The 19,739-nt window shown below is 73.6% G+C and carries 9 protein-coding genes; 6 read left to right on the top strand and 3 right to left on the bottom strand.

Going from position 1 to position 19,739, the window contains the following annotated elements; all coding sequences use genetic code 11:
- Positions 1–29 precede the first annotated feature (29 nt).
- Positions 30–1,547 carry an NAD(P)/FAD-dependent oxidoreductase gene (locus OHB04_RS22095; RefSeq protein WP_326689437.1) on the bottom strand — a complete coding sequence of 506 codons (1,518 nt, stop codon included), beginning with the start codon at positions 1,545–1,547 and terminating at the stop codon, positions 30–32.
- A 353-nt stretch (positions 1,548–1,900) separates the two neighbouring features.
- Between OHB04_RS22095 and OHB04_RS22090 the strand changes: the two genes are divergently transcribed.
- Positions 1,901–2,779, top strand: a complete 879-nt coding sequence (locus OHB04_RS22090) for a TetR/AcrR family transcriptional regulator (RefSeq protein WP_442814917.1) — start codon at positions 1,901–1,903, stop codon at positions 2,777–2,779.
- A 162-nt stretch (positions 2,780–2,941) separates the two neighbouring features.
- Entirely contained in the window at positions 2,942–4,981 is a 2,040-nt protein-coding gene (locus OHB04_RS22085) for a sigma-70 family RNA polymerase sigma factor (RefSeq protein WP_326808108.1), read from the top strand.
- Positions 4,982–5,176: 195 nt separating this feature from the next.
- On the opposite strand, the gene OHB04_RS22080 is transcribed toward OHB04_RS22085, so the two are convergent.
- Positions 5,177–9,028 carry an AfsR/SARP family transcriptional regulator gene (locus tag OHB04_RS22080; protein WP_326808107.1) on the bottom strand — a complete coding sequence of 1,284 codons (3,852 nt, stop codon included), beginning with the start codon at positions 9,026–9,028 and terminating at the stop codon, positions 5,177–5,179.
- A 181-nt stretch (positions 9,029–9,209) separates the two neighbouring features.
- Positions 9,210–11,792, bottom strand: a complete 2,583-nt coding sequence (locus OHB04_RS22075; protein ID WP_326808106.1) for an asparagine synthase-related protein — start codon at positions 11,790–11,792, stop codon at positions 9,210–9,212.
- Positions 11,793–12,832: 1,040 nt separating this feature from the next.
- On the opposite strand from OHB04_RS22075, the gene OHB04_RS22070 reads away from it, so the two are divergent.
- From OHB04_RS22070 to OHB04_RS22055, 4 genes are all read left to right on the top strand, one after another.
- The gene (locus tag OHB04_RS22070) at positions 12,833–14,338 is read left to right on the top strand and encodes an MFS transporter (protein WP_326689431.1); all 1,506 of its coding nucleotides are present in this window, start codon (positions 12,833–12,835) and stop codon (positions 14,336–14,338) included.
- A gap of 486 nt (positions 14,339–14,824) precedes the next feature.
- Positions 14,825–16,039, top strand: coding sequence for an L-2-hydroxyglutarate oxidase (gene lhgO / locus OHB04_RS22065; protein ID WP_442814916.1), 1,215 nt, complete (start codon positions 14,825–14,827; stop codon positions 16,037–16,039).
- A gap of 402 nt (positions 16,040–16,441) precedes the next feature.
- Positions 16,442–17,221: a tRNA (guanosine(46)-N7)-methyltransferase TrmB gene (gene trmB, locus OHB04_RS22060; RefSeq protein WP_327393686.1), complete on the top strand. Its 780-nt coding sequence runs from the start codon at positions 16,442–16,444 to the stop codon at positions 17,219–17,221.
- A gap of 521 nt (positions 17,222–17,742) precedes the next feature.
- On the top strand, positions 17,743–19,134 hold the full coding sequence (locus tag OHB04_RS22055) for a PrsW family intramembrane metalloprotease (RefSeq protein ID WP_326808103.1): 1,392 nt from the start codon (positions 17,743–17,745) through the stop codon (positions 19,132–19,134).
- Positions 19,135–19,739: the final 605 nt, after the last annotated feature.

Raw genomic sequence — 19,739 nt, 5'->3', positions numbered from 1 at the left:
TGTCCGGCGGGGAGTTCCGCGCCGGACCCTCAACTCGTGCCTGGGCGTCGCCCCGTGCCCGCCGCCAGTTCGAACTCGGCGCGGGGGTGTTCCAGGGAGCCGAGGGAGACGATTTCCCTCTTGAAGAGGCCGGAGAGCACCCATTCGGCGAGCACCCGTGACTTTCTGTTGAACGTCGGGACGCGACTGAGGTGGTAGGCGCGGTGCATGAACCAGGCAGGGTAGCCCTTGAGTTTTCGTCCGTACACATGCGCGACTCCCTTGTGCAGACCGAGGGATGCGACGGAGCCCGCGTGGGCGTGGCGGTACGGGGTGAGGGGCTGGCCGTCGAGGGAGGCGGCGAGGTTGTCCGCGAGGCGGCGGGCCTGGCGGACGGCGTGCTGGGCGTTGGGGGCGCACGTGGGCGGCTCCGCGCCGGGGGCCGTGTCAGTGGCCGCCTCCGGGCCTGTGGCGGGGTCGGGCAGGGCCGTCAGGTCGGGGACGGCCGCCGCGTCGCCCGCCGACCAGGCGTGCGGGGTGCCCTTCACCTGGAGCGTGGACTCGCAGACGAGCCTGCCGCGCCCGGTCAGGGGCAGGCCGGCGGCGGCCAGGATCGGGTGCGGCTTGACGCCGGCCGTCCACACCAGGGTGCGGGCCGGGTGGCGGGAGCCGTCGCTGAGGGCCGCGACCCGCTTTTCGCACGAGTCGAGGCGGGTCTCCAGGCGGACGTCGATGTTGCGGGCGCGCAGCTCGCGCAGCGCGTAGGCACCCATCTCCTCGCCGACCTCCGGCAGGATCCGGTCGCTCGCCTCGACGAGCAGGAAGCGCAGGTCCTCCGCCGAGACGTTGTGGTAGTAGCGGCAGGCGTAGCGGACCATGTCCTCCAGCTCGGCCAGCGCCTCGACCCCTGCGTATCCGCCGCCGACGAACACGAAGGTGAGCGCGGCGTCCCGGACGGCGGGATCGCGGGTGGAGGAGGCGATGTCGAGCTGTTCGAGCACGTGGTTGCGCAGGCCGATGGCCTCCTCGACGGTCTTGAAGCCGATGCCGTGCTCGGCGAGTCCGGGGACCGGGAGGGCGCGGGAGACGGAGCCGGGCGCGAGGACCAGTTCGGTGTAGGGCAGCTCCAGGGTCTGGGGAGCCGGGGCGCCGTCCTTACCTCTTTCGGCCGAACTGCCCGCAGGCCCCTGTTCGGCCGAGCTGCCCGCAGAACCTGCCGCACCCGCCGCGCGGGCGGCGTCCGCGTCCGCCGTGGCGAGCGTGGTGACGTGGGCGACTCGGCGCTTGTGGTCGATGCTGCGGGCCTCGCCGACGATGATGCGGCAGGCGGGCAGTACGCGGCGGAGCGGCACGACGACATGGCGCGGCGAGATCGAGCCCGCGGCGGCTTCGGGCAGGAAGGGCTGGTACGTCATGTACGGATCCGGGTCCAGAACCGTGATCGTGACGTCCGCCTCGCCGTCGGGCCGGGCTCTCAGCTGGTGCTTGAGCCTGCGCTGTAGGCGCAGGGCCGTGTACATGCCGACGTAGCCGCCGCCGACGACGAGGATGTGCGCAGGTTCCCTCATGGCCTTCCTCACTTGACCATGACGCACCCTCAGCCCCGGGTTTGTCCACAGGTCACGTGAATCATGTGACTGCCGTGCGCCGGACACGGGTTGTGCTTCCGGTGCCCCCCGGAGGCAGATCGTCCCAGGTCACCGGGGGCGTGAGGGGAGCGTATGAGGCGCCGGGACAGGGTCTGACGGGCCTGTGGACCGAGGGGTGGAATGCCGGGGCGGAACCGCCCCCTTCTCTCATCTCGTGGGCTCAACTATGTTCGTATCCCAGCGGGGTGCGACATGTGACGACCAGTGCACCGCATCCCGTCCGCAGACGCGGGGGTCTCCGGGGGGAGACACGGGATTACCGGGGGAACACGATGCACATTCAGGGTATTCACAGCTCTCAGTTGGCACCGATGGCGGTCTCCGCCGTATCGGAAAGCCGTGCCGTTCCGGGCACGGCCGGCCTCGGAGGGGACAGGAATCCGATAGCGGCGCCCCAGGGCACAGGCCCGACGGAGGCAGGCGCTCCGGCAGGGGACGTGGTGGCGGTTTCACCGCGGTCGACACCGCTTCGGGTGGACGCACAGCGCAACCTGGAACACGTACTGCGCGCGGCCAGGGAAGTGTTCGGCGAGCTCGGCTACGGCGCGCCGATGGAAGACGTCGCCCGCCGCGCGCGCGTCGGCGTCGGGACGGTCTACCGGCGCTTCCCGAGCAAGGACGTGCTGGTCAGGCGCATAGCGGAGGAGGAGACCGCGCGGCTGACGGAGCAGGCGCGCGCGGCGCTGGGGCAGGAGGACGAGCCGTGGTCGGCGCTCTCGCGCTTCTTGCGCACGTCCGTCGCCTCGGGTGCCGGGCGCCTGCTGCCGCCTCGGATACTGCGTGCGGAAGGCTGGATGGACAGCTCGGTGCGGGTGCCTCAGCAGCGCGCTCCGATCGTCCCCGAGCACGACGGACAGCCGGGGCTGCGGCTGGTGGAGCGGCAGGCACCCGCCGCGATACCGGAGCGGGACGCGGGCTACGAAGCGCTCGACGAGGACCCGGGCGCCGCCGAACTGCTCGATGTGGTCGGGCGGCTGGTGGAACGGGCCCGGGAAGCGGGTGAGCTGCGGCCGGATGTGACCGTCGGGGACGTGCTGTTGGTGATCGCCACGGCGGCGCCCTCGCTGCCCGACGCCGCACAGCAGGCCGCCGCGTCCACCCGGCTGCTGGACATCCTGCTGGAAGGGCTGCGCTCCCGTCCCTCGCGCTGAGCACCGGGCGAGGTCGTGTCCGCCACCGGGTCCGGGGTGGTCGTGCTGCTGTACGAACCGCCCCGGTCGAGTGGTTGATGTGCTTGTCGGGTTCCCGTCCGGTGGGGCTGTGGCACGCTGACGCGATGTTCCGCAGTGACGGTGTGTACCGGGGCCGCAGCTATGGGTGCTGACGAGGAGCGGGGGCCGGAGCGGAAGGCCGGACTTCCTTCGCGTCAGGTACCCGGGCAAGGCGGCCCCTCTCGCAGAGAGAGCACCCGGCACGCCAGGGGCGGCGTACCCGAACAGCGCAGGCGGGGTCCTCTCCCGCGCTTCGGGCCGCCCCGGACCTCCGACCCGCCCTCGGCGGACCGCACCTCGGACGCGGCCTCGGACGCGCTGCTGATCGCCCGCATGCGCGAGGGCGACGCCGCCGCGTACGAGGAGCTGTATCGCAGGCACGCGGAGCCGGTGCGGCGCTACGCCCGTACGTGCTGCCGGGACTCGCACACGGCGGAGGACCTGACGAACGAGGTCTTCGCGCGCACCCTCCAGGCCGTACGCGGCGGCAAGGGGCCCGAGACCTCGGTGCGGGCCTATCTGCTGACCTCCGTGCGGCATGTGGCGGCGGCCTGGGCACGCACCCGGCGGCGGGAACAGCTGGTCGACGACTTCGCGGTGTTCGCGCAGTCGGCGGCCGGCGCCGCCACGGCGTCGGACGCGGACACGCTCGATCTGGGCGCCGATGTGCGGGCGATGCAGGAGGCGGAGCAGACGCTGGTCGTCCAGGCGTTCAAGAGCCTGTCCGAGCACGACCAGATGCTGCTGTGGCACACGGCGATCGAGGGTGCCAAGCCGCAGGAGGTGGCGCCGCTGCTGGGCAAGTCCAAGGGCGCCACGGCGACGGCCGCGCACCGGGCGCGGGAGAACCTCAAGCAGGCGTATCTCCAGGCCCATGTGAGCCGGGCCCGTACGTCGGGCGGCGACTGCGCGCGGTATGCCGACCGGCTGGGCGCCTATGCGCGCGGCGGGCTGCGGATGCGGGCCGAGCTGGGGCTGAGGCGGCACTTGGCGCGGTGCCCGGCGTGCAGCCAGGCCGCACTGGAGGTCAAGGACCTCAACGAGCACATCAGGCTGCTGGTGCCTGTGGCCCTCATCGGCTGGTTCGCGACGGCGGGCGGTGCCAAGGCGTTCGCCGCGCTGGTCGGCGGAGGCGGCGCGGCAGCCGCGGCGGGCGGCGCCGGAGCTGCCGCAGCCGCCGGGGGCGCCGGGGGCGCCGGGGCCGGCGCGGCGGGAGGGGCGAGTGCCGCAGGAGGGGTGGGCGGTTCAGGGAGCGCGGCGGCCGGGGGTGCGGCGTGCGAGGGCCTGGGAGCGCCGGCGAAGATCGGCATCGGCGTGGGCGTGACCGTGGCGGCCGGTGCCGTCCTCGCGTACGCGCTCTCCGGTGGTGGCCCCGAGGCCGGCAAGAAGCCCCGGGCCAGGCCGTCCGCGCCGCCCACGGCCGAACAGCCGCCCGAGAGGCCGAAGCCGAAGCCGGACCCCAAGCACAAGCCCAGGCACAAGCCCGGACCGCCGCCTGAGCGGACGCGGGAGGCGCCCGCGCCCGAGCGACCGCCCGAGGCCGAGCCGGCAGCCCATAAGAGCAAGCCGGTCCCGGGCGCGAAGCCGCGGCCGAAGCCTCCGGCCCCCACTCACCGACCGCCCTCCGACCTGCCCGGCAAGCCACGCCCCGAGCCGTCGGCTCCCCCACCCGCGCCGCCCGCACCACCGGCTCCCGCACCCGCCCGGCACAAGCTCAACGAGCTGAAGTGGGACCTCCTCAGCCCGGGCGCCAAGCGCGAGGGACCCACCGTGCGCACCGTGGCGAGCAACTGGCTGTGGCAGCGCTGGGGCATGGGCATCGGCGACAAGCGCTACAGCCACGGCGTCAGCGTGCACACGCCCGCATCCGTGACGATCGACCTCAACAGGCCGTGCACCAGCTACTCGGCGCTCGCCGGTGTGGACGACATGACGCTCGGCAGACGCGCAGTGCGCTTCTCGGTGTACGGCGACGGGGCGCGGCTGTGGCGGTCCGGGTACGTCCGCAGGGGCCAGGCGCCGGTCCCGGTGCGGGTGCCGCTGGCAGGGATGAAGTCGATCCGGCTGGTGGTCGAGCCGCGCACTCCTGTGGACCGGATCGCGCTGGCCGACTGGGCGCATTCGCAGATCGCGTGCCGGTAGGGCGTTGTCTCAGGAGCGCCGGCTCAAGGGGGTTGGGCCTCAGCGGAGCGGGGCTCTGTCGGGGCACCGCCGGGGCACCGCCGGAACGGGAACTCAGCGGGCGGCCCGCGATCGGGGCCGGTCCAGTGCCCCTCGTCCCCAGGTCCAGCGTTCCGCGTCCCCCGGTCCAGCCTTCCTCGTCCGCCCGTTCAGCGTTCAGCGTTCGTCGTCCGCCAGTTCCGTGCACACCGCCTCCAGGTGTGCGAGCACCTCGCCGGGCGTGAGCGGCGTCTCCCGCGCCGGGGGCGCTCCTCCGGGGAGTCCGGCGGCGGCATAGGCGCGGATCGTGCCGTCGATCCGTAGTTCGGGCACACTCGCGGGCAGTCCGCCGCGCAGCGCCCGCGCGGCGTCGGCGCACCGTACGGCCAGTTCGTGCCGTCCGTCGAGGTGCAGGATGTATCCGGCGGTCAGCAGGCCGGTGTTGAGGACGATTTCGGCGACCTCGACCTCCAGCCCGATGCGCAGCGCCGTTCTGATCTTTCGGATGGCCTCGCGCGGTCCGCCGTCGCCCTCGCTCGCGGTGATGCGGGCGTCCAGCGTCCGCATCATGATCTCGAACATCGCGGGCGGGGTGCCCACGGATGCGTAAGCGCGGCTCCTGACATACATTTCGCGCGCCTGAGCGATCCGTCCGTCCTCGGCGGCGGCGACCGCGCGCAGGAACATCCCCAGGGTCTGCGCGTCCCTGACACCGAGTCGGTCGGCGTCCTCGATGGCGCGCCGGGCGAGCTTGTCGGCCTGGGCCGTATCGCCGCGTCGGAACCAGATGTCGGCGATCCGGGTGAGCAGGATGGGGATCTCGGTGAGGGCGCCGAGCTGCTGGGCGTAGCGCAGCGCGGTCTCGCACTCGGCGCGCGCGTCGTCGTAGCGGCCCTCCTGGATGGCGATCTCGGCGCGCAGTCCGCACACCTGGCTCAGCAGCCAGCGGTCGCCCGTGCTCTCGGCGAGCGCGGTGACCTCCACCAGGTCTTCCGTCGTGCGGTGCAGGCCGCCAGGGGTGCCGATGCGCACATGTGAGCGGAAGAGCAGCGCCACGGCCAGCTCCCACGGCGCGCTGTAGCGGCGGCAGTTGGCGACGGAGTCGTCCATGAGCGCGGCGACGCCCTTACTGCCCTCCGGGAGAGATTCGATGAACGGCCAGAGCAGGCCGGGGAACCGGGCGGTGACCGGTCCGGGCTTCTTGAACGCCTCGACCAGTTCGGCGGCGACGGCCTGGCGCTCCGGGTCGGCCGGCAGCTCTTGGGTGTAGTGCTCGGACATCAGGAAGTACTCCAGGAACTGGAACTCGCGAAAGAGCGTCTCTTCTTCCTCCTCGCGCTCCTCGGCGGCGTCCGGCAGGAGGCTCAGGACGGCCGCGACCCAGTGCGCACCCTCGTCGCGGTAGTTGCGCAGCCACCAGAACCAGCCCACGGAATGGACCAGGGTCACCAGTGTGTCCCGGTCCCGGCGCTGGAAACAGCGGTGGAGGGCCGCGCGGACGTTGTCGAGGTCGGCCTCGATGCGGGGCAGCCAGGTGAGCTGCTCGGCGGAGCGGATGCGGGGCTCGGCGGCGGTGACGAAGCGGAGGATCTGCTCGGTGTGCCGGGCCTCCGCCGCCGCGCGGTCCGCGGGGTGTTCGACGGCGCGCTCGCGGGCGTAGTCGTGGATGGTCTCCAGCATGCGGTAGCGCATACCGGTGCCGGACAGGGCGGGCGGCGGATCCGGGACGAGGATCGACTTGTCGACGAGGGTGGAGAGCAGGTCGAGCACGTCGTCGGCGGATACGGAATCGGTGTCGCCGTCTCCGTCTCCGGACGCGGTACCTCTGGACGTGCTGCCTCCGGACGCGGTCCCTCCGGACGCGGTTCCTCCGGGCTGGGCGCCTCCGGGCTGGGTGCGCTGGGGCAATGAGCCGTCGGCGCAGACGTGTTCGGCCGCTGAGAGGGTGCAGCCGCCCGCGAAGACCGACAGCCGCCGTACGACCGTGCGTTCGCGCTCGTCCAGCAGGTCCCAGGACCAGTCGACGACGGCGCGCAACGTCTGCTGACGGGGCAGTACGGTGCGGCTTCCGCTGGTCAGCAGCCGGAAGCGGTCATCGAGCCGGTCTGCGATCTGACGTGGGGTCAGGGAGCGCAGCCGGGCGGCGGCCAGCTCGATCGCGAGCGGGAGGCCGTCCAGCCTGCGGCAGATCTCGGCGACCGCCTCGGGGTCCTCGCCGGTGCGGAAGCCGGAGCGCGCGACGGCGCCGCGGTCGGCGAACAGCCGGTGTGCCGAGGCGGGTGGCAGCGGCTCGACCGGGCGGACCGTCTCCCCCGGCACGCCCAGGGGCTCGCGGCTGGTGGCCACGACGGTGAGGCCGGGACAGTGGGCCAGGAGCGTCTCGGCGAGGGTCGCTGCGGCGTCGATGAGGTGCTCGCAGTTGTCCAGCACCAGGAGCGGACGACGGTGTTCCAGGTGCTCGACGAGCAGGGCCGTGGCGTCGGTGTCGCCGGGGTGGGAGCGGGTGCCCTCGGTCGCGGCCGTCGACAGCGCGGTCTCGCGCCGCCCGAGCGCGCTGAGGACGGCACCGGGGAGAGCGGCGGGATGGTCGAGCGGCGCCAGCTCCACCATCCAGGTGCCGTCGGGGTACGGCGTGAGCTCTGACGCGCCCGCCATGGCCGCGACCTGCTCGGCGAGCCGGGTCTTGCCCGAACCCCCGGGCCCCGTGAGGGTGACCAGCCGCGAGCCGGACAGATCCCCGCCGATGGTGGCGAGGTCGGACTCCCGCCCGACGAAGCTGGTAAGGCGCGCCCGCAGGTTGCCGGGCGGCCGGGTGGGCCGGGGTGACCCTTCTCCGGGACCGCTGGGCACGGGGCCGCCTCGCGAAGGACCGCTCGCATTCGCGACGCCCTCGCGGGCAGGACCGCTGAGGGCGTCATCGGGAACGTGCCCGTTCCCAGAGCTGCCGGGGGCGGGGCCGCTCACGGAGTCGTCGTGTGGGAGATCGTCCGTGGAGCCGCCGTGGGCACGGTCGTCGACGGGCCCGTCCCGAGGCGGGCCGTTCGCCGCCCCCTCGGCGGGGGCGTGCGTCGGGCCGCCACGAACGGGGGCGTTCTCGGTCCCGTCACGAACGGGGGAGTTCTCGGTCCCGTCGCGAACGGGCTCGCTCGCGTAGCCGCCAGGAGCGGAGCCGCCGCGTGCGGAGCCGCCGCGCGGGGGACCGTCGCGCGGGGGACCGCCGGCCCCAGGGCGCGTATGGGGCCGGTTCGACGGCCCCGACAGCCCCCACAAGGCAGCCCCGTCCATGTTCGCGGCGAGCAACTGGACATGCAGTGCGCGCAGTTCCGGGCCGGGGTCGGCGCCGAGGCGGTTGGCTATGTCCTTGCGTACGGACTCGTACACCGTCAGGGCCTCGGCCGAGCGCCCGCTGTCGCGCAGGGCTCGGATGAAGAGCGCCTGGAGCGGTTCGTCCAGCGGGCGCTCGGCCGTCAGCTCCCGCAGCTCGGGCAGGATGTGCGCCGCGCGGCCCAGGGCGAGGTCGGCGGTGAAGCGGCGGTGGAGGGCCGTCTGGCGCAGGGCCTCGGCGCGGGCCGCGGGGGAGGCGCGGTCGGGCAGGTCGGCGAGCGCGGGGCCGCGCCACAGGGCGAGGGCCTCGCGCAGCACTTCGGCGGCCGTCCCGGGGTCTCCGTCCTCAAGGGCGCGCTCGCCCTGGGCGACCAGCCCTTCGAAGCGCAGCAGATCGACCTCGTCGGCCTCCGGGCCCGTGCGCAGCCGGTAGCCGCCCGGGAAGGAGAGGATGGCGTCCTTGCCGATGACCTTGCGCAGACGGCCGACGAGTGCCTGGAGCGCGGCGGGAGCGTTGTCGGGCATCGTGTCGGACTCGGTGTCCGCCCACACCTCGCTGATCAGCGTCTCGGGGGAGACCGGCGCGCTGCTGCCCGCCCGCAGGGCGAGCGCGGCGAGCAGCGCCCGGAGCCGCTGCCCGCCCAGCGGGAGAGGCCGCCCCGCCTCGTCGTGAGCCTCGCTGGCCCCCAGGATCAGATACCGCACCTCCCCATTGTCCCCGTCCCGGCCTGCGGCAGCCGGGGGTTTTCGTCGGACGCGGCCCCGCGGGAAGGGCCGGGGAGGCCTCGGGGAGGCCTCGGGGGGAGGTAAGTGCCGCGGGAGAGGAGGGAAGGGAAGGGGGCGGGCCACGGGAGGAGGCGGAAAGGCCCGGAAGGGTGGGGGCGGGTCAGCCGGAGGTGGGCGGGAGGGTGCGCTCGTAGCGCGGCGCCGGGGTGACGCCCGCTGCCGCTGCCCGCCGGCGGGGTGCCGCGGAGCCCGTCCAGCACGTGCCGCGCCGGGCCAGCAGCCGGCCGAGCCACAGCTCCATGGAGACCAGGTCGGCGAGCCCGTCCAGGGGCAGCGGCTCACCCTTGGCGATCCGCTGGATGGCCTGGCGGACGACGCGGGCCTCCACCAGTCCCGCGTCGGCGAGCAGGGGCGCCTGGAAGAGCTGCATCAACTGGTCGGCCGCGAGCCGTATTCCGGCGCGCAGCGATGCCTCGTGCGCCGTGCGGGAGGGCGCGCCCCACCCTGCGGGCAGCTCGTGGACACCGGCGCCCGCGAGGGCGGCGCGCAGGACGGAGGCGCGCGCTCCGGGTCGTACGCGCAGGGCTTCGGGCAGCGCCCGGGAGGCTCTGACGACCTGGTTGTCGAGGAAGGGCGCGTGCAGCCGCTGGTTGCGGATCTCGACGGCCTGTTCGAAGACGCGGTGGTCGGCGGCACGCCGGGCGAGGGCCGCGCGGGCCCGCCGTTCGCCCGGCCGTTCGACGGAGGGGCGGGCCTGTGCCGCGGCGTCGAGGCGCAGCGACACTTCGGCGAGGGCCTCGCCGGTGAGCCAGCGCGCCGCGGGGCCCGGTCTGCACCAGGTGAGCGCGGCGACCGAGGCGTCGACGGCGCTCTCCCCTCCCTCGCGGTACGCGGCGAACGCCGAGGCGGCCACCGTCCCGTCGCGCAGCTGTGCGGCCGTCTCCTCGACGCCGTCGCGGTAGGACGTACGGGCCAGCCTGCGCGCGGCGCGGTAGATGGTGACCGGCACCAGCAGCGAGCGCCCGGCGGCCTGGCCCTCGGAGCGGACCAGCGCGGCGACAGGGCGCACGAGGTGGCGTCTGCGCCGGTCCAGCAGCAGGTCGGCCAGGCGGGCGGGGTGCGCGTCCAGGACCTCGCGGGCGCCGAGTCCGACGAAATGGTCGGAGCTGCCCGCGGCGAGCCGGTGCCGGTGCCGCTCGGCCGTCACGAGTGAGGGCCCCGGCTCGTCGGTGAGGGGGCTGCTGGCCAGGTCGGCGTAGGGCAGGGTCTCCTCGTCGCCGGTGACGACGACGTGGCGCAGGCGCGGGTTCTCGGCGATGGCGCGGGCCCGTTCCAGCTCGGCGTCCTTGGACCCGGCCGGGTCCCTGGAGCCGGCCGGATCCTTGGAGCCGGCCGGGTCGCCCGTCGAGGAACCCCCGCTCAAAGTCAGGTCGTTGTAGGTGACGGCCATCAGGCGCTCGCCCGCACCGGCCGCTCCGGTGCCGAAGACGGTGCCCGGCATGCCGGGCAGTCCGGCCGCGAGCAGCGCGAGCGTTCCGGAGGCGGGCCCTCCGGACAGGTCGGCGCCGATACCCGGCGCGGGTCCGCCGCGCGCGGCCCGGCGGTCGGCGGGGCCCATGCCGGGGACGGGTCCCGGATCGCGTACGTCGAAGTCGTGTTCGGCCGCGTGCCGGGGGGCGGTCATCCGGGCGCGCACCGCCTCCACGAGCGCGTCACGCACCCCGGCGACGGCGGCGTCCGGGTCGACGGGCGGGGCGCCGACGACGAGCGAGGCGGACGACTCGTAGCCGGCGATCTCCCGGCTGCCGCCGTCCCGGACGATCAGCGCGTGGCCCGGGGGCACCCGGCGGACGCCGAGGTAGGGCGTGCCGTCGCCGAGCGCTTCGGGGGAGTCGGGGCAGGCGAGCAGCGCGGCGAGGTGGCCCACGTCCAGCTGCGCCTCGATGAGGTCGGCGAGCGGCAGGGCCGCCGTCGCGTAGGCGGTGCCGCCGGCCCAGCGCGCGTGGAAGACGGGCCGGGCGCCGGCCAGGTCGGCGGCGATGGTGATGCGGCGGCCGATGCAGGCGACGGCGGTGTAGCTGCCGGGCCAGGCCGTCAGGTGGCGAAACGCTCCTCCTCGTGCGGCGACGAGGCCGACGCGCAGTTCCTCGTCGGTGGCGCCGCAGCAGCCGAACACGGCGAGCCGGTAGCCGGATTCGGCCTCGATGACGCGGATCTCGTCCGGCCGCCAGTCCCCCACCGCCCAGAGCGGGTCCGGGTCGCTCCACAACACCTGGGCGCCCACCGGCTGGAGCGATCCGCCAGCGGAGGAACCGGAGGAGCCGTCGGGTACGTGGGCGGTGTGCGCGGCGTGGCCGTACGGGCCGTAGGAGTCGTACGGATCGGCGTAGGGCCCGCCGGGGTGGGGGCGGGTGGGGTCACCGGGTCCGCCGGGGCTGGTGTAGTGGCTGTGGCTGTCGTGACCTCCGGGGCCGGCTGCTCCGGCCCCGGTACGCCCCGGGTCGCCGTGGGAGCCGCGCGTTCCGTAACCGCCGCGGGCACTCCCCCCATGGGTTCCGTAGCCCCCGGCTTCCTCGCCGCGGCCTCCGTACCCCCCGTACCCGTCATAGCCGTTGGGGACGGAGGTGCCGGCCGGGCCGTAGCCGTCGGGCGCCGTGCGGGCGCCGTTGGCGCCGGGGCGGGGGGCGCGGCCCCGGCCGTTGGACCCTGCCGCGGCGCCGCTCCACCCCACCAACCAACGCATCGCCGCCTGCCTTCACTCCGCCGCCGTGTCCGCCACCGGGCGGGCCCGGCGACGTGAGTGCGCCGCCTCGACCCGGTGCCGCTGCGGCTATGTTGCCATGAGAGTGGCGCGCGAGAGGCGTGTAAGGGGCGCATAGCTCACCAAAATGCGCTGACCGTCTCACTTCCTCAAGCGCCGGCAACGCGCCCCGGGGCGCCGGAGTTCGACGGCGACTTCGGGGCGCATATACCGGTGGCGTCAGCGTCCGGCACCGCACACCCGACCGATGTCATTCAGCCAAATATGGAAAAGAGTCGAGCATCGGCGAAGGGCCGTTGACGGGTTCCGGCGCAAGAGCCGAACGGGTGGCGTGCGGGCGGGGCTCGGAGCGTGCGCGGGGTCCTCGGAAGCTCACAGGAGCGGCACACACCAGGCTCACGGAACGGCAGTGGCCACGGGAGCGGAAGCGGGGCAGGCGCACCGTCCGCGCACGGCGGCGGCCTAGGGATTCACCGTCCGGGAGCGCGGGCGGAAGCGGCCTCGACGGCGTCGGCGAGGGGGCGGGTCACAAGATCCTTACGGGCGGCGGGGATACGGAGAGGCCTCCGCGCAAGCCCTGGACCCGGCAAGACAGTTGTCGGCCCGGGAGGCGGATTACCGCCTCCCGGGCCGAACCGCCGCCTGCGGGGAATGAGGCGGCGGTGTCCCCCAGCCCACTGATCCTGAGCAGCGGGCCGACCCACGCAACTCTTATGGAACCGCTCCCCGTTCCCGCTGGACAGGCGCATGAATGGGCGCACGGCCACACACCCGGAGCACGTGAGCCACCGGATTTCGCACACGATTCCGACCGCTGCGCACCGGTCGGCGCGCGGTTGGCACGTGACCCGCGCACGTACAGGAGTACGGACATAGATCTCGCCATCCGGGAGAACGCCCCTTAACGGTAGGGATTCGGCGAACTACGCTGTGTTCGCAGTGCTTTCCGTGCGGCGCAGTGCGCAGTGACGGGAGGGGGCCCCGCACCCCGCGGGGCGGTCGTCGGTGTGTCAGGGGTGCGCATGTCCAGGGAGTCACGCGGGCCGAATGAGAAGCTCGGCACCGTCCTCGCCCTAGCGGGAATCAGCAACGCCGGACTTGCCCGACGGGTCAACGACCTGGGGGCACAACGCGGCCTCACTCTCCGGTACGACAAGACGTCGGTGGCCCGGTGGGTGTCGAAGGGGATGGTGCCGCAGGGTGCGGCGCCCCACCTGATCGCCGCCGCCATCGGCAGCAAGCTCGGCCGTCCCGTCCCGCTGCACGAGATCGGGCTCGCGGACGCCGACCCGACCCCCGAGGTCGGGCTCGCCTTCCCTCGCGACGTGGGCGCGGCCGTCAAGTCCGCCACCGACCTCTACCGGCTGGATCTGGCCGGGCGGCGGGGCGGCGGCAGCATATGGCAGTCCCTGGCGGGCTCGTTCTCCGTGAGCGCATATGCCACGCCCGCCTCCCGCTGGCTCATAACCCCGGCCGACAGCTCGGTCGCCCGCCATGTCGAGCACGCCGAGGAGGCGGGGCTCGCACGGGGAGCGCCGGCCGCCGGTGAGGGCTCGTCGCTCGCCGTCGCCGAGGGCCGCGCGCGTGAGGAGGAGGACGCCGGGGTGCCGCTGCGCGTCGGCCACACCGACGTCTCCAAGCTGCGCGAGGCCGCCGATGAGGCCCGCCGCTGGGATTCGAAGTACGGCGGCGGGGACTGGCGTTCCTCGATGGTGCCCGAGTGCCTGCGCGTGGACGCGGCACCCCTGCTGCTGGGTGCCTACACCGACGAGGTGGGCCGCTCGCTGTTCGGCGCGACGGCCGAACTGACACGGCTCGCCGGGTGGATGGCCTTCGACACCGGCCAGCAGGAAGCGGCCCAGCGCTACTACATCCAGGCGCTGCGCCTGGCCCGCGCCGCCGCCGACGTCCCGCTGGGCGGCTACGTCCTCGCCTCCATGTCGCTCCAGGCGACCTACCGGGGCTTCGCCGAGGAGGGCGTGGACCTCTCCCAGGCCGCGCTGGAGCGCAACAGGGGACTGGCGACGGCCCGGACGATGAGCTTCTTCCAGCTTGTGGAAGCGCGGGCGCACGCGAAGGCGAACGACGCCCAGGCGTGCGCCGGTGCGTTGTCGGCGGCCGAGGGCTGGCTGGAGCGCGCGCGCGAGGGCGACCCCGACCCCTCCTGGCTGGACTTCTTCTCCTACGACCGGCTCGCGGCCGACGCCGCGGAGTGCTACCGCGACCTGAAGGCGCCGCGTCAGGTGCGCAGGTTCACGGAGAAGGCGCTCTCGCAGCCGAAGGAGGAGTTCGTGCGCTCGCACGGGCTGCGACTCGTCGTCTCCGCCGTGGCCGAACTGGAGTCGGGAAACCTGGACGCCGCCTGCGCCGCGGGCACCCGCGCCGTGGAGGTCGCGGGCCGCATCTCCTCCGCGCGTACGACGGAGTACGTCCGCGATCTGCTGAACCGCCTGGAGCCGTACGGGGACGAGCCGCGGGTCGCGGAGCTGCGCGAGCGGGCACGACCCCTGCTGGTCGCCCCGGCGTGAGCCGGCACGACCCGGGGGGACTTTCTTGATCATCGGCGTGACGGGCACCACGGCTCGGCATGACGGCGCTGCGGATTGGCGGGACGGCGCTGGGGCTTGGTGTGGCGGCCCCGCGGCTTGGTGTGACGGCGCCGCGGATTCGCGTGACGGCGCCGCAGCACGACGTGGTGGCCCTCCGCCTTGGCGGGACGGTGCCGCAGCACGGTGTGGTGGCCCGGCAGCGCAGTGTCAGAGGCGCGGGTCATGATGGGTCATGTGTCCACGACGTCCCACGGCTCAGCCGCCTTTGACGACTCAGGCTCTGGCGCGGGGTCCGGCTCCCGCTCCGGTGCGGGGGCTGGCTCCGGTGCGGGGTCCGGCTCCCGCTCCGGTGCGGGAGCTGGCTCCGGTGCGGGCTCCGGCTCCGGGTTCGGCCCTGGCTCCGGTGCGGGGTCCGGCCCCGGCCCCGGCTCCGGCACTGTGTCGCCCGGGAGGGTGGCGCGGGGGGTGGACTGCGATGTGCTGGTGGTCGGCGCCGGCATCGTCGGTCTGTCCACCGCCTACGCCCTCACCCGCGCCGCGCCCGGCACCCGTGTCACCGTCCTGGAGAAGGAGCCCGGCCCCGCCCGCCACCAGACGGGGCGCAACAGCGGTGTGATCCACAGCGGGATCTACTACCCGCCCGGCTCCCTCAAGGCGCGGTTCGCGCTCCAGGGGTCGGCCGAAATGATCAAGTTCTGTGCGGAGCACAGCGTTCCGCACGACGTCACCGGCAAGCTGATCGTCGCCACCGAGCGCGCGGAGCTGCCCCGGCTGCACGCCCTCATCCAGCGCGGCAGACAGCACGGTCTGCCCGTACGCGAGCTGGGGCCCACACAGATAGCGGAGCACGAGCCCCACGTGCGGGGCCTGGCGGCCATCCATGTCGGGACGACGGGCGTGTGCGACTTCACGGCCGTCGCCCGCACCCTGGCGCGGCTCGCGCAGGACGCGGGCACGCAGGTGCGGTACGGAGCGCCCGGCGAGGTCGTCGCCGTCGACCGACGGGCCGGCCGGGGTGTGGCCGTCCGTACGGCGGACGGCACGGTCCTGCGGGCGCGGGCCATGGTCAACTGCGCGGGCCTGCACTGCGACAGCCTCGCCCGCCTCGCCGGGGACGCCCCGCAGGCCCGCATCTTCCCCTTCCGCGGGGAGTACGCCGAGCTGGTACCCGAGCGGGAGCACCTGGTGCGCGGCCTGGTCTATCCCGTCCCCGACCCCGCCTTCCCCTTCCTGGGCGTCCACCTCACGCGCGGCGTGCACGGCGGCGTGCACCTGGGGCCGAACGCCGTCCCGGCACTGGCGCGCGAGGGCTACGCCTGGCCGGTCGTACGCCCCGCCGAGCTGGGCGGGCTGCTCGCCCACCCCGGCACCTGGCGGATAGCCCGAAGACACTGGCGCTACGGCGCGGGCGAGCTGCGCCGCTCCCTGTCCCGCGCGGCCTTCACCGCCGCCGTACGACGCCTGCTGCCGGAGGTGACCGCGGCGGACCTGCGCCCGGCGCCCGCCGGAGTACGGGCCCAGGCGGTGCTGCGGGACGGCACGCTCGTGGACGATTTCCTCTTCGCCGAGGGCCCCCACACGGTCCACGTCCTCAACGCCCCCTCCCCCGCGGCGACCGCCTCCCTCCCGATCGGAAGAGAGATCGCGCGACGGGCACTGGGCGTACTGGGGACGGGCTGAACGCCCCGTCGGGGGCCCGGCCGACCCCGGTCGGGGCCCGGCCGACCCCGGTCGGGGGCCGGCCGACCCCGGTCGGGGGCCGGCCGACCCCGGTTGGGGCGGTGGCAAGCCCGGCTGGGGTGGCAAGCCCGGCTGGGGTGGGCAGCCCGGTGGGGGTGGGCAGCCCGGTGGGGGTGGGGCGGGGAAGGTTGCTGGACGCCGTAAAATCGACACATTGTGTCCGAGAACTTCCCTGAGCAGGACGGCTCCGCCGGGGCCGCCGACGACGAGTGTGCGAGCGCGCCCGCTGACGGCGACGCGGATGACGGCGGCTCCACAGGTGCCGATGGCCGTGACGGGTCCGGGTCCGGGTCCGGGTCCGGCTCTGTGTCCGGGTCCGGCTCTGTGTCCGGGTCCGCCTCTGTGTCCGGGTCCGGGTCCGGAGCGGGCGGCGGGTCCGGAGCGGGTGGCGGGCGTATGTTCGCGTCGGGGGCCGGGCCCTCGCCCGATCCGGCGGGGTCGCACCACGAGCGCCGTATCCGCAGCTTTCAACCCCGTCGCAGCCGTGTGACGGCGGGGCAGCGCGCCGCCCTGCAACGGCTGTGGCCCCGTTGGGGCTTCGACATCGACGGGCTGCGGCGGCTGGATCTGGGCAAGCTGTTCGAGGACCCGGACCTGCCGATCGTTCTGGAGATCGGCTTCGGGATGGGCGAGGCAACGGCACGGATGGCGGCGGCCGACCCGTCCACCGGCGTACTCGCGGTCGACGTCCACACCCCCGGGCAGGGCAACCTGCTGCGCCTCGCCGACGAGCAGGGCCTCACCAACGTACGGGTGGGCAACGGCGACGCCATCATCCTGCTGCGCGAGATGCTCGCCCCCGACTCCCTCGCGGGGCTGCGCGTCTACTTCCCCGACCCTTGGCCCAAGGCCCGGCATCACAAGCGGCGGCTGCTCCAGCCCGAGTTCCTGGACCTGGCGGCCGGCCCGCTGCGCCCGGGCGCGCTCGTGCACTGCGCGACGGACTGGGAGGACTACGCCGAGCAGATGCTCGAAGTCCTCACCGCGCACCCCGACTACGAGAACACCCAGCCGGACGGCGGCTACGCGCCGCGCCCCGCGTCCCGACCGCTGACCCGTTTCGAGGGCCAGGGCCTCGACAAGGGGCACGCGGTACGGGACCTGCTGTTCCGGCGGCGCTGACAGCCCGGCACCGCTGAATCCGGGGCTGCCGAGTCCGGCGCCGCCGAGGGCTGATGCCCGGTGGCCGAGGTTGGGGCCGGACGCCAGCACATGTCACCCGCACTGGTTACTGTCGATGGGTGCATGACGAGGCAACCGGCGCTCCCAGCGCGCCGCCGAACCCGATGACGGACGGGCTGCCGTCCCCGCCGGCGAGCGGCCCCGCGCCCAGTGGCGGACTGCGTACGCCGAGTGTGGGAGCGGGGCCGGGCACGGGCACGGGCTTGAGCGCAGGCGCGACCGCGGGCTTCGGCGCGGGTGCACCAGGAGGTGCCGTCGCGAACACACCCCCAGCCCCAGGGACGTCAGGGATGTCAGGGATGTCAAGGACGTCAGACACATCACAGGCATCACATGCATCAGGGACACAACGAGCATCGGGGATACCAGGGGCATCCGGGCAGAGCGCGTACGACCCGGCGCCCGCCCCTCCGTACACGCCCCCGCCCGCTCCGTCGGGCCGGGCACCTGCGCCCGCTCCGGTGAACGCTCCGCCACCCCGCGCCCCGTACTTCCCGGAGATGGCCGCGCACCCCGCGCACAGCGGCCAGGGCGTCCACGGCGGACCAGGCACCCCCAACGCCCCGGGTACCCCAGGCACCCCGAGCGCCCCGGCAGCTCCCGGCACGTGGCCGTACGGCACGGGCCCCGCGCACCCTGCCCCCTCCTGGTGGCAGCGCAACCAGCGCACGTTGCGCGGCGCCGCGCTCATCGTGCTGCTCGCGCTGTGCGGGCTGATGATCCTGGCGCTCGTGCGCGAGCAGACCGGTACGCGGGGCCTCCTGGTCGGCTTCGGACTCGCGCTCTTCCCCGTACCGCTGCTGCTGACCGCGTTCCGCTGGCTCAGCGCGACGCTGCCTGCGCCGTGGCGCACCCATCTGTTCGCGTTCGCGTGGGGGGCGTGCGCGGCGACGCTCGTGGCGATCCTGGCGAACGGGTTCGCGACCGACTGGCTGGCGAGTTCCGTCGTGGTGGACTCGCCCAAGCAGGCCGACACCCTGGGGGCCACCGTCATCGCGCCGGTCGTCGAGGAGTCGACCAAGGCCGTGGCGATCCTGCTGCTCTTCCTCTTCCGGAGACGGCACTTCGACAGCGTCGTCTCCGGGATAGCGGCGGCCGGAATCACGGCCACCGGTTTCGCCTTCACCGAGAACATCCTGTATCTGGGCACCGCGTACGGCGAGGACTCGCTGCTCGACCCCGACAGCCTGTCGGGGTCGGCGACAGCGGCGACGTTCTTCATCCGGATCATCCTCGCGCCGTTCGCGCACCCGCTCTTCACCGCGTTCTCGGGCATCGCGTTCGGCATGGTCGCGGCCATGCCGAGACGCCGGCGCGTGCTGCGCTGGGTGGTGCCGTTCCTCGGGCTGTTCACGGCGATCTTGCTGCACGCGATATGGAACGGCTCGGCGTCCTTTAAGAACCTCACCTTCATCGCCGTCTACGCCCTGTTCATGATCCCCGTCTTCGCCGCGCTCACCTGGCTGGCGATCTGGTCGCGCCAGCACGAGCTGAAGGTCGTCCGCACGACGCTGCCGGCCTACGCGGCAGCGGGCTGGTTCAGCGAACCGGAACCGTGGTCACTCTCCTCGATGCGGGCCAGGTCGATGGCCCGCGCGATGGCCCGCCGCAGCCACGGCCCGGAGGCGGCCCGCACCCTGGCCGCCTACCAGCACGACGCCACAGCCCTCGCCCTCCTGCGCTCCCGCGCCGACAACGGCGCCACGGCCCCCGACTTCGCCGCCCGCGAGCACGACCTGCTCCAACGCCTCCGCACCTCCCGCCCCTTGGCCGCCCCACCCACCACCAGCGCAGCCCTGACCCTCAGCCGACCGTTTGTGCCTCCGCAGTGGGCGGGGTATCCGGGGCGCTGAGGCAGTCCGGCCAATGGTCCGGCTATAGGAGCCTAGCCAGGGAAACTGCTAAATCCAGGACTTCGGGCCGCAGAGACAAGGCTATGCCCCAAGACGCTGTGCCATGTGGGAAAGCTCAACGCTGGAGGGCAGGTGGACTCTGCCCGAATCTAGTTGCTGCAGGCAGTTCAATCTCCTCAAAGTGTATTGGAGGATAAACGTCTGCCAGCAACCGTTCAGGGGAGCCCTGGTGCCCGGCATCTTCTCCCATGAGGTACTTTCTGTTGCCGATACACAAGCTAAGGGCACTTCGTCCCACCCAGGCGTCCGCGCGGAACAGAGAGTCTGCGCGAGGGTGCGCGCGCACATCGACCCCTTGACTTCTGAGCATGACAATAGAAAATACCTCCCGCAGGAAGCCGTAATACGAATTCCCGCCCCTCCAGCGCATTGCAGCTCTAGCAATATTCCTTTCAGTTCCGGTCTCGGTCACCTCGTCAACTATCCTTCGCACCGGCAGGACGAGCATTGATTTCCCCAGCTCTCCGACCTCGATACAATCCCGGAATTGCTGGTAAGCCGGCAGCCGCCCCGCGCTTTCCATACAGATGTGAAACATTCAGGTA

It is taken from the genome of Streptomyces sp. NBC_01775 (genome assembly GCF_035917675.1).
In the GTDB taxonomy this organism is placed as follows: Bacteria; Actinomycetota; Actinomycetes; order Streptomycetales; family Streptomycetaceae; genus Streptomyces.
Note: the sequence above shows the minus strand (reverse complement) of the source record. Positions and strands in the feature narration are given on the sequence as shown.